This window comes from Paraburkholderia sp. RL17-347-BIC-D, from assembly GCF_046027915.1.
Classification (GTDB): Bacteria; Pseudomonadota; Gammaproteobacteria; order Burkholderiales; family Burkholderiaceae; genus Paraburkholderia.
On the sequence record NZ_JARESS010000109.1, the window covers coordinates 1 to 10,474 of the forward strand.

Sequence of the window (10,474 nt, forward strand, 5' to 3'; positions counted from 1 at the left end):
TGCGGTGCGACCAAAAATGCGGCTTACTGCGTAACCAGATCGAGTGCTGGGCATGTTCGTCTCCTGAAACAGGTATGCGGGGTGGGAAGGCAGGGGCACCGACATTTGCGAGGTAGCCGGTAATCAAACGTAATAGATAGAAACACGCGCGGGTGACTGAATGGTGACGGCTCTCAATGCGAGGAGAAACCTTATGCTAACCTTAAGAAAAGGACGCTCTGGCAAACGGATTCATCCTGTCAACACTCTCATTTGGCCTTTTCTTAATTCTCCTTAGGGGATCCTTAAGAAGATAAAAACTTCGAAAAAATATACTGCTCAAGCACACCGAATGCAGGCCGATAGACAGAACGCAGTACACACGTTTTTCTATGGGAGATTGGGATGTCCATTCAGGCAATCGGTCAAAGCGTCGTACAAACAGCACCTTCGTCCACGGCGTCGACTTCGAGTTCAGCGTCGACGGCGCCGGCATCGAGCACAAGCGCTTCGTCGGCTACGGGGTCGAGCACCAGCACGTCCACGTCGTCGTATACGGTCAACATCAGCAGCGCGGCGCGCGCTTTGATGGCGGAAGCGACCGAGACGTCGGTTCAAACCGCGCAGGAAGCAGGAAAGGGCGATCAGCAGGCGCAACGCCTGCTCGCCAGGGAGGCCGCAGCCAAGGCGGGCTAAGGCACCCGGGGAGATTAAGCTTGAAGGAGTGGGCCGCCGCGCCGGATCGGCGGCGGTCCCTCAGAATTTGAATGCGTGCCGACATGACACGCCAGGCATACTGAGCACGCCGAGGTTGCGTGCGGCCAGCGATCAACCCACCGGTTCGCGCTCGACCATGCCATCTTTCGCTCGATGCCCCGCCAGCCAATGCGACAGACGGTCGAACCACAGGTGCACCACCGGCGTCGTGAAGAGCGTCAGCATCTGCGAAACGATCAGGCCGCCGACAATCGCGATACCGAGCGGAACACGCAATTCCGCGCCCGCACCAGACCCAAGCGCGAGCGGCAACGCGCCAAACAGCGCGGCCAGCGTCGTCATCATGATCGGCCGGAAGCGCAGCACGCATGCCTGACGTATGGCTTCGCGCGGCGATAAGCCTTGTTCACGCTCGGCCACGAGTGCGAAATCGATCATCATGATGGCGTTTTTCTTCACGATACCGATCAGCAGGATGATACCGATCATCCCCATGATGGAGAGATCCTGGCCGCACAGCATCAACACAAGCAATGCCCCGACTCCCGCCGAGGGCAGCGTCGAAATGATGGTGAGCGGATGAATTGCGCTTTCGTACAGGATGCCGAGAATCAGATACACCACGACGAGTGCCGCGGCGATCAGATACGGTTCGCTGGAAAGCGACGCCTGAAACGCCTGCGCCGTACCCTGGAACGAGCCCGTCAAACTGTCGGGTTTGCCTGCGGCGACTTCGGCCTGGTGAATTGCCGTCGCGACGTTACCGAGCGATTGCCCCGGCGCCAGATTGAACGAGATCGTCACAGCCGGGAACAACCCCTGGTGATTCACCGAAATCGGCGACACATTGTTTTCGATCTTCGCCAGCGTGTTGAGCGGCACCAGTTCATTCGTCAGCGGCGAACGCACGTAGAGGTGCGCGAGCGCGTCGGTGGTCAACTGGAAACCCGGATCGACCTCCTCCACGACGTGGTATTGATTCAGCTGCGTGAACAGCGTCGCGATCTGCCGTTGACCGAACGCGTCGTATAATGTGTCGTCGATGGCTTGAGCAGTAATACCGAAACGCGAAGCTGTGCTGCGGTCGATCACGAGCGTGGCGCTGGTGGCTGCCGCTTGCTGATCCGAAGTGACGTCGGCGAGTTGCGGGAGTTTCGACAGCTTGTCGGTTAGTACGCCCGCCCAATGATTAAGTTCATTGATATCGGGGTCCTGCAGCGTGTACTGATACTGCGCGGCGCTGATACGGCCACCTACCTGAATATCCTGTCGGACCTGCATCGACAAGGAAATGCCCATCACCTTCGCTAACTGAGGCTTCAGACGATTGAGCACCTGCGCGGCGCTGTCCTCGCGCTGACCGAACGCCTTCAGGTTGATCATCACGCGGCCCTGGCTAACGGTCGGATTGGCGCCCATCCAGTAGTAAACGTTATCGACCGCGGGATCGGCTTCGATGATATTGCCCAGTTGCTGCATTTTCAGAGACATCGCGCGCGGGGAGATGTCCGGCGCGGCCTGCGCGACACCCATGATCAACCCGGAGTCTTCCTGCGGGAAGAAGCCCTTCGGGATCACGGCGAACAGCGCACCTGTCGCGACGATCGTTGCGATCGTAACGCCAAGCATCAGTTTCGCCCGATCCAACACCCAATCGAGACCCCACTCGTAACGGCGCTCCACCGCGATGAAGCCTCTTTCGAGCCACGCCTCGAGCTTGCGCATGCGCCCTGCTTCATCCGGCTCAGGCAAACGTATCAGCCAGCCGCATAGCATCGGCGTGACGGTCAGCGATACCACCGCCGACATCAGGATCGCCGCGCTCACCGTCACCGCGAACTCGCGGAACAGGCGTCCGACAATACCGCCCATCAGCAGGATCGGAATGAACACCGCGATCAGCGAGATCGTCATCGAGATAATGGTGAAGCGCACCTCCATTGCACCGAGCAGCGCGGCTTTCATGCGCGGCACGCCTTCTTCGACATGCCGCATCACGTTTTCGATCACGACAATCGCGTCGTCCACCACGAAACCCACCGCGATGGTCAACCCCATCAGCGAAAGATTGTCGAGGCTATAGCCGAGCAGATACATCACGCCGAATGTAGCGACCAGCGACAAAGGAATCGTCAGGCTGGGAATGATCGTTGCCCATACGTTGCGCAGAAACGAGAAGATGACCATCACGACGAGCGCGATTGTCAGCATCAGTGTGAATTGTACGTCGTGCACCGATGCGTTGATGGTCTGCGTGCGATCGCCCACTACGTGCAGATGCGCAGCCGCCGGCAGCGTCGCTTCGAGCGCGGGTAACCTGGCCCTGATGTTGGCGATCGTCTGCACGACGTTGTAGCCAGGCTGCTTGTGAATATCGAGGATGATCGCGCGTTCGCGTTGAAGCCATGCGGCCTGCTGGTCGTCTTCAGCGGCGTTCAGAACAGTGCCGAGATCGGCAACGCGAATCGGCGCGCCGTTCTTGTACGCGACCACCAGATCGCGATACGCCGAGGCGGTCGTGATCTGATCGGTGGCATTGAAAATCACCGAGCGGTCCGGGCCGTTCAGGCTGCCCTTCGGCGCATTCACGGTCTGCAAGCCGACTATCGAGCGCACGTCTTCCAGCGTGAGACCGCGTGCGGTGAGCTTGTCGGGATCGAGCTGAATACGCACGGCAGGCCGTTGCTGGCCGTGGAAATCGACGAGCCCGACGCCTGGCATCTGCGAGATCTGCTGCGCCAGATAGTCTTCGGCGTAGCTGTCCAGTTGCGTGAGCGTGAGCGATGGCGACGTCAGCGCGAGTGAAAGCAAGGTGAAGTCGGCCGGGTTGACCTTTTCATAGGTTGGCGGATTCGGCAGATTCTTCGGCAGGGTACCGCCGGCCGCGTTGATCGCCGTTTGTACGTCCTGCGCCGCGCCGTTGATATCGCGCGACAAGTCGAATTGCACCGCGATGTTGGTCGTGCCCAGCGAGCTCGACGACGTCATCTGCGTGATGCCAGCAATCAACGAGAGTTGCCGCTCGAGAGGCGTCGCCACCGACGTCGCCATGGTCTCCGCACTCGCGCCCGGCAACTTCGCCACGACCTGAATGGTCGGAAAGTCGACTTGTGGCAAAGGTGCGACCGGCAGCAGGAAATACGCCACCGCGCCCGCCAGCAGCACCGCGATAGCAAGAAAACTGGTCGCAATGCGCCGTTTGATGAACCGTTCCATCAGGCTCATGACGGATTGTCCTGGTTGGCCTGGCTGCCCGCCGCGTCTGCGTTGACCTGTGCCTGGGCCACCGCCGGAACCGTGGTCGCCGTCACGCGCACGCCTGGGTTCAAGCGGCTTTGTCCATCAAACACAACGAGGTCCGCGGCCGCAACGCCGCTGCGAATTTCCGTCATTCCATCGACAGTCACGCCCGTTTGCACCGGACGCATCTGCGCCGTGCCATCCGCGTTGATCACATAGAGCTGCGTGCCGTTCTGCGTGTTCACCACCGCGCGGCTCGGCACGGCGAGCCGCTGCGTATCGGTGCGCAACAGCACGCGCGCATTCACCAGCTCGCCCGGCCACAGCTTGCGGTCCCTGTTGGCGAAAGAGGCCTTGAGTTTGATCTGACCGGTGGTGGGATCGACCGTACTGTCGATAAACACGAGCGTGCCGTCGGCAAGCGCTGTGCTGCCGGAACGCGTGGTGACGTTCACCGCCAAAGGCGCGGCCGCCTGATTGGCGAGCAAGTCGGGCAGCACGTCTTGCGGCACGGAGAACAGCACGGTGATCGGCTCCATCTGCGTAACGGTGACGATGCCGGTCGTGTCGGTGGGATGCACGATCGCACCGATGTCGGCCTCGCGCGCACCCACACGGCCGGTGAACGGCGCGAAGAGTGTGGTGAAGCTCAGTTGCAGGCGGTCGCTCTGCACCAGCGCTGCGTCTTCCGCGACAGTGGCGGCGAGGGCTTCGACTTGCGCCTTCGCCGTGTCCACGGCCTGGGTGGTCGCCGCACCGATACCGACCAGTTTCGAGTAGCGTGCGAGATCGAGCTTCGCGTTATCGAGCGATGCCTGGTCCTTGCGTTGCGCTGCTTCCGCTTGATGCAATTGCGCGGTGAGCGGGCCCTGGTCGAGTTGGGCGAGCAACTGCCCTGCCTTCACATCCTGCCCTTCAGTGAAGGCCACGCGCTGCAACTGACCATCCACACGCACTTTGACGTCCACCGTATTGAGCGCGAGGACCGTACCCACCGCAGCCACGCGAATCGGAAAATCGCGGTTCACCGGATGGCCGGCGTTGACCGGCACCGCAGCCGCGGGCTTCACGGCCGGATGCCTCGGCCATAACCACGCGACAAGAATCACGACAAGGACAGCGAATGCCACCACGAGCGGCGCGCGACGGCGCGCGCGGGGCGTCTCGTAATTCGGACTATCAGCAGGGTTCATGAGCGGGAAGGCGTAGAAGTGGAAGCGGTGCTGCTATCGGTCACGCCGAAGCCGCCGCCGAACGCGCGAAACAGGCTCACCGACGCTTGAAGGCGCGCGAGCCGCGCCTGCACCAGCGTGTCTTCCGCTTGATAGAGCGTGCGTTGGGCGTCGAGTACGGTCAGAAAGTCGACGGTGCCGAGCTCGTATTGGGCTTGCGCGAGCCTGGCGGCTTTGCGGGCAGCGTCGGCGGCGGTCTGGTCGGCGGCCTCCGCGAGCTGCTGCTGTTGCGCCGCCGAGAGCGAATCCTCGACGTCCTGCAGCGCAGTCACCACGGCCTGCCGGTAATCGGCGACGCCCTTTGCTTCGGCGGCCTGGCTTGCGTGCAACTGACCACGCAGCGCGCCGCCGTCCAACAGCGGCGCGGCCAGCGACGTGGCGACGCTCGCAAACGGACTCGACAGGAAATGCGAAAGGGACTTGCTGCTGAGCCCACCGTCGGCCGTCAGCACGATGTTCGGCAGGAAGGCCGCGCGCGCCGCGCCGACGCTCTCGTTAGCCGACTGCAACTGCGCTTCCTTCGAGCGGATATCGGGGCGTGTTTCCAGCAGGCTGGCCGGCAGATCCGGACGCGGCTGGGGAATGGCGATACCGGCGAGCGCGGTGTCGTCGACCGTGAACTGCTCGGGCGCGGTACCCACCAGCACGGCGAGCGCATGAATGTTGGTGTCCAGTTGCTGCTGCAACGCCGGCACCGCCGCCTGGAAGGTGGCGAGCGCATTGCGCTGCTGCTGCACCTGCAGCTCGGTCGCGACGCCCGCCTCCTGTTGCGCGAGCAGTAACTGCAAAATATGTGCAGCATCGTCCGAGATGGACCGTGCGATCGCCAGACGGCGGCGCAGGCTCTGCACCTGGAAATACGTGTCCGCCACCGACGCGGTCAGCGTCAACGCCACCGTATCGCGATCGAACCCGGACGCGCGCGCGAGCAGGTCCGCCGCGCCGGCGTTGGCGGCGTTAAAGCCCCAGAAGTCGACCTCGTAACTGGCTTCGGCAAACAGGCTCTGGGTTTTGGTGGTCGAGCCGCGCCCCTGGTGAGCGCGGTCGAAGGTAGCGCCGACCGATAGCGAGGGATACTGCGGCGCGCCGGCTTTCTCGGCGTTGCCGCGCGCCTGTTCGACGCTCGCAATCGCCGAAGCCAGCGTGAAGTTGTTGCGCAGACTGCGATCGATCAGCGCATCGAGAGCGGGGTCGTGATATTCGCGCCACCAGCCACTTTTGACCGGAACGGCATCGGCGAGCGGCGCACTCGCCGCACCGTCAAAGTGCTGCGCGAGCGGCGCACTGGGCCGCTGATAGGCCGGCACGAGCGAGCACCCGACTAGAGCCACGACACCCAGCGCGCAGACTGCGCCGCATACGGCAGCGCGGAGCGTCAGATGAGGCGCACGAGGACTGGCGACGCGCAAGAACGGCGCCGAAGGGGACAGCCCTGACATTGGAGAACGCTCCGGCAACATGGCAATGTCGCCAGATTAGTCAGCGGGTCCTTTCGGCGCTTTCGCCCAATAATTAAAAAAATTTAATGCGCCGCAATACGCGGTTGGAGCGCGCGTGCACGAGGCCATCCATGTCGCCCAAAGGCGCCTACGGTGCCGGGTTCAACACGTAACCCGCACCCACCACGGTATGAATCAGCGCCACCGGAAAATCGCGATCCACCTTCGCCCGCAGCCGATGCACGTGCATATCGATGATATTGCCGCGCGGTTCAAAATCGTAATTCCACGCCGCCTCGAGCAGCATGCTGCGCGTCACGACCTGGGCTTCGCGACGCGCCAGGCATTCGAGCAACAGAAACTCCCGATGCTGCAGGCGCAGATCGCGGCCGCCGCGCGTCGCGGTTCGTGCCCGCGTGTCGAGCACCAGATCCGCGCATTCGAGCCGTTCGCTCATCCGGCTACGATCCGCGCGCCGCGCGAGCGCCTCGATTCTCGCCAGCACTTCGACGAAGGCGTACGGCTTCACGAGGTAATCGTCGCAACCGGCGCGGATGCCCTCCACGCGTTCGTTCAGCCCACCAACCGCGGACAGCATCAGCACCGGCGTGGTATCGCCACCGGCGCGCAATTGCTGCACGAGGGCCATGCCGTTGAGCGCCGGCAGGAGACGATCGGTCACGATCACGTCGTAAATGCCCTCGCGCGCATAGGCGAGCCCGGTCGCACCGTCGGCCACGGTGTCGACAATGAGGCCGCTCTCGCTCAAGCCGCGCGCCAGAAACTGGCTGGCGCGCGTATCGTCTTCGACCAGCAGGATTCGCATGCGCTAAACAGGTTGATAATGGCTTACATTAAAATTTTTTAATGTTGGCGCGAAACGCCTGTGCAGTTTCGCGCGGCATACTTTAGTGCATCGTAGGTACGAGCGTAGTGTATATGGCCGGCTCGCACAGGCTCGCCGCCCGCTCACTTCTGGAAAAAAGCGCATGTCGAACGTATTGGTCGTCGAAGACGACGGGCAAACCCTCGCGGAGATCGTTGAAGCGCTCACCGATCACGGCTGCAAGGTGCAAGCCGCGAGCACGGGCCGCGACGGTTTGATGCTCGCGGTCGCCAACAGTTACGACGCCATCGTGCTCGACCGCATGTTGCCAGGCGGCCTCGAAGGGCTTGGCATGCTGGCGGCGTTGCGCAGCGCCGGCGTGCTCACGCCGGTGTTGATTCTGAGCGCCCTGTCCGCGGTCGACGAGCGCGTACGCGGTTTGCGCGCCGGCGGCGACGATTATCTGACCAAGCCGTTCGAATTCATCGAACTGACCGCGCGGCTCGACGCGCTGATGCGACGGCGCGAAGCCGCGCCCGGTGTGCAGGAATACCAGGTCGGCCCGTTGCGTCTCGACCCGCTCAAGCGCGAAGTGAGCTGCGCCGGCCGTCCGGTGCCGCTCTTGCCGCGCGAATACCGGTTGCTTGAATACCTGATGCAGCATGAGGGCCAGGTGGTGAGCCGCACGATGCTGTTCGAAGCGGTATGGGATTACCGGCTGGACGAGAGGACCAATGTGATCGACGTGCACATCAGCCGCCTGAGAAAGAAGCTGGACCCGGACGGGACGGCTCCGATGATCGATACCGTGCGCGGTTCGGGGTACATGCTCCATGCGCCTGATTGACCTGCACCGCACCACCGGTTTTCGCCTCGCCACGCTGTTCCTGATGCTGTTCGGCGTCATCGCGATACTTCTATTCGGCTACCTGTATCGCGAGATCACCGGCTTCGAACAGGAGCGCATCGACGACTGGCTGATTCGCGAGCACGCACAGTTGCAACGCGAAGAGCCGGACGAACTGGTCGCGCGATTCGAACATCAAAATCAGTTCGATCCGCGCCGTCAGCGTCCGTTCGGCCTGTTCGACGCTACCGGCAAACATCTTGCCGGCGGCTACGCGGGCGATCAACCGGCTATTCCGGTCTTCGACAGACCGTTTTCCATGCGGCTCGCGGAGCTGCCCGGCCACCCGCCCGGCCGATGCATCGCCGCGCGGGTGCCGGATAGCCGCATTGCGTTGCAATGCCAGAACACCCGCGAGCTCGACCACTTCGACGAAGAGCTGTTGCACGCACTGCTTTCCACCGCCATGATCACGCTCGTGATCGGCCTGGTCGGGGCGAGCCTGATCGGTATTTCGGCAATGCGGCGGCTCGACGCGGTGACCGCCTCGATCGAGGAAATCGTCGCCGGCAATCTCAGCAGGCGTCTGCCGGTGCATTCGAAACGCGACGACGTCGATCGTCTCGTCGGCGTCGTAAATGGCATGCTCGACGAGATCGAGCGGCTGATGCAGGAGGTCAAGGGCGTGTGCGATGCGATTGCGCACGATCTGCGCACGCCGCTTACACGGATGCTCGGAGGACTCGAACGTGCGCAGCGCCGCGCCAAAACTGAAGCGGAGTATCGTGCGGCAATCGATGAAACCATCGTCGAAACCAGTGGGTTGCTGCGTACCTTCAACGCGCTGCTGCGCATTTCGGAAATCGAAAGCGGCGTGCGCCGCGCGGGATTCACAACGGTCGATCTGGCTGCCGTTGCCGATGATGTGTTCGAGTTCTACGATCCGACTGCCGAGGACAAGCAGATCGCTTTCGAACTGCAGCGAACGGTATCGGGGCCGCTCGACATCCAGGGTGATCCGAACCTGCTGTTCGAGGCGCTGGCGAATCTGGTGGAAAACGCCATCAAATTCGCGCCGCATGGCGGCCATGTGCGGATCACCGTGTTCCGCGACAAGACCGGTGCGGGCGTCACCGTTTCGGACGACGGGCCGGGCATTGCGCCCGCCGAACAGCAAGCCGTGCTGCGGCGCTTTTATCGCGGTGAGGCGAGCCGTCACACGCCCGGCAGCGGGCTCGGCCTGAGCCTTGTGCTGGCAGTCGCCGGCATGCACGGCATGTCGATCTGCTTCAAGGACGCGATGCCCGGATGTGAAGTCCTGTTCTGCAAACCCGCTGAATAACGCCATAGTTATGGTCGACGCTCACGGCCTTTGTCGCCTGCTCTGACGGGTGAGCGCCGTTTCGAATGGCGCAGCGTTTGAAAGTTTCAAACGTCGGCTCATACCGCGTCCGGATATCTGACGGGCGACAGATGCTCGATGTTGACCTGGTGAAGGATGCCGTTGCCGGGCATCAGCACGTCGAGATTGGTGAAAGCCTGCTTACACCACGCCAGAAACTCGAAGCGCTCCGCGTTTTTGCTCTTCTCGATCGCCATGTTCTTAGCCATCAGCTCGGGATCGGTGCCCGCCGCTTCGACATTCAGCGAGTGATCCACCGCCAGATCCCAGAGGGGGCGGATTTACGGCTTATTCGAGGATGAGCGTTCGCTTATTTCCATCCCTTTCCCTCTCTCAGCCATCCTTCACACGCGTCCACACAATGTCCTTAATTTCACCATCATTGCTGCGCCTTTCCTCCCTATCATCGACTCATCATCGAGGCATCGGCTTCACGGCGCGCGCGACGTCCGGGCATTCTCGATGCAAGCGCCGCAAACAGCGCGTCCGTCGATTTCAGTTGAGAGGAAACAGGTTCATGACTATCAGTCTTCTTGTCGTTGAGCCGGACCAGACTGTCCGGGATCAATTGCGCGCGCAGCTTCAAATGAGCCAGATCGCGATGTCGGTGCTGTATAGCGCGGCGCAATTGATGAACCGGGTGGAGCTCGAATGCCCGTCGGCGATTCTCATACGCGCCGAAGCACCGATGCAGGGCGAACGCGACGCGCTGCGGCGCTTGCGACAAGCCGGCTACGACATGCCCGTTTTCGTGCTGAGCAAATCTGACGAAGTGGTCGATAAAATCGTTCT

General features: G+C 62.1%; 9 protein-coding genes. 3 read left to right on the plus strand and 6 right to left on the minus strand.

Annotation, left to right across the window (positions count from 1 at the left end):
* Positions 1-404: 404 nt before the first annotated feature.
* The 5 genes from P0D96_RS46640 to P0D96_RS46660 all read right to left on the minus strand — a co-directional run bounded on the left by P0D96_RS46640 (position 405) and on the right by P0D96_RS46660 (position 7,433).
* Positions 405-545: a hypothetical protein gene (locus P0D96_RS46640; protein ID WP_408320984.1), complete on the minus strand. Its 141-nt coding sequence runs from the start codon at positions 543-545 to the stop codon at positions 405-407.
* Positions 546-807: 262 nt separating this feature from the next.
* Entirely contained in the window at positions 808-3,921 is a 3,114-nt protein-coding gene (locus P0D96_RS46645; protein ID WP_408320986.1) for an efflux RND transporter permease subunit, read from the minus strand.
* Positions 3,918-5,129: an efflux RND transporter periplasmic adaptor subunit gene (locus tag P0D96_RS46650; protein WP_408320988.1), complete on the minus strand. Its 1,212-nt coding sequence runs from the start codon at positions 5,127-5,129 to the stop codon at positions 3,918-3,920. The genes P0D96_RS46645 and P0D96_RS46650 overlap by 4 nt, the downstream gene beginning before the upstream one ends.
* A complete protein-coding gene (locus P0D96_RS46655; RefSeq protein ID WP_408320990.1) occupies positions 5,126-6,607 on the minus strand; it encodes an efflux transporter outer membrane subunit in 1,482 nt (493 codons plus the stop codon). Before P0D96_RS46655 ends, P0D96_RS46650 begins: the two co-directional genes overlap by 4 nt.
* A 148-nt stretch (positions 6,608-6,755) precedes the next feature.
* On the minus strand, positions 6,756-7,433 hold the full coding sequence (locus P0D96_RS46660) for a response regulator transcription factor (RefSeq protein WP_408183052.1): 678 nt from the start codon (positions 7,431-7,433) through the stop codon (positions 6,756-6,758).
* A gap of 163 nt (positions 7,434-7,596) precedes the next feature.
* On the opposite strand from P0D96_RS46660, the gene P0D96_RS46665 reads away from it, so the two are divergent.
* Together P0D96_RS46665 and P0D96_RS46670 are read left to right on the plus strand one after the other, a co-directional pair.
* Positions 7,597-8,280, plus strand: a complete 684-nt coding sequence (locus P0D96_RS46665) for a response regulator transcription factor (RefSeq protein WP_408183054.1) — start codon at positions 7,597-7,599, stop codon at positions 8,278-8,280.
* On the plus strand, positions 8,267-9,622 hold the full coding sequence (locus P0D96_RS46670) for a sensor histidine kinase (protein WP_408320991.1): 1,356 nt from the start codon (positions 8,267-8,269) through the stop codon (positions 9,620-9,622). The genes P0D96_RS46665 and P0D96_RS46670 overlap by 14 nt, the downstream gene beginning before the upstream one ends.
* A 98-nt stretch (positions 9,623-9,720) precedes the next feature.
* Here P0D96_RS46670 and P0D96_RS46675 read toward each other — a convergent pair whose 3' ends face one another.
* Entirely contained in the window at positions 9,721-9,939 is a 219-nt protein-coding gene (locus P0D96_RS46675; RefSeq protein ID WP_408320993.1) for an aconitase family protein, read from the minus strand.
* Positions 9,940-10,043: 104 nt separating this feature from the next.
* Between P0D96_RS46675 and P0D96_RS46680 the strand changes: the two genes are divergently transcribed.
* The coding region (locus tag P0D96_RS46680) for a response regulator transcription factor (RefSeq protein WP_459252710.1) at positions 10,044-10,474 on the plus strand (431 nt) is incomplete at its 3' end.

Excerpts from the sequence above, each read along its gene's own strand:
- P0D96_RS46655 (WP_408320990.1), bottom strand. The coding sequence starts at position 6,607 with ATGTCAGGGCTGTCCCCTTCGGCGCCGTTCTTGCGCGTCGCCAGTCCT.
- P0D96_RS46645 (WP_408320986.1), bottom strand. The coding sequence starts at position 3,921 with ATGAGCCTGATGGAACGGTTCATCAAACGGCGCATTGCGACCAGTTTT.
- P0D96_RS46650 (WP_408320988.1), bottom strand. The coding sequence starts at position 5,129 with ATGAACCCTGCTGATAGTCCGAATTACGAGACGCCCCGCGCGCGCCGT.
- P0D96_RS46670 (WP_408320991.1), top strand. The coding sequence starts at position 8,267 with ATGCGCCTGATTGACCTGCACCGCACCACCGGTTTTCGCCTCGCCACG.
- P0D96_RS46660 (WP_408183052.1), bottom strand. The coding sequence starts at position 7,433 with ATGCGAATCCTGCTGGTCGAAGACGATACGCGCGCCAGCCAGTTTCTG.
- P0D96_RS46665 (WP_408183054.1), top strand. The coding sequence starts at position 7,597 with ATGTCGAACGTATTGGTCGTCGAAGACGACGGGCAAACCCTCGCGGAG.
- P0D96_RS46640 (WP_408320984.1), bottom strand. The coding sequence starts at position 545 with ATGTTGACCGTATACGACGACGTGGACGTGCTGGTGCTCGACCCCGTA.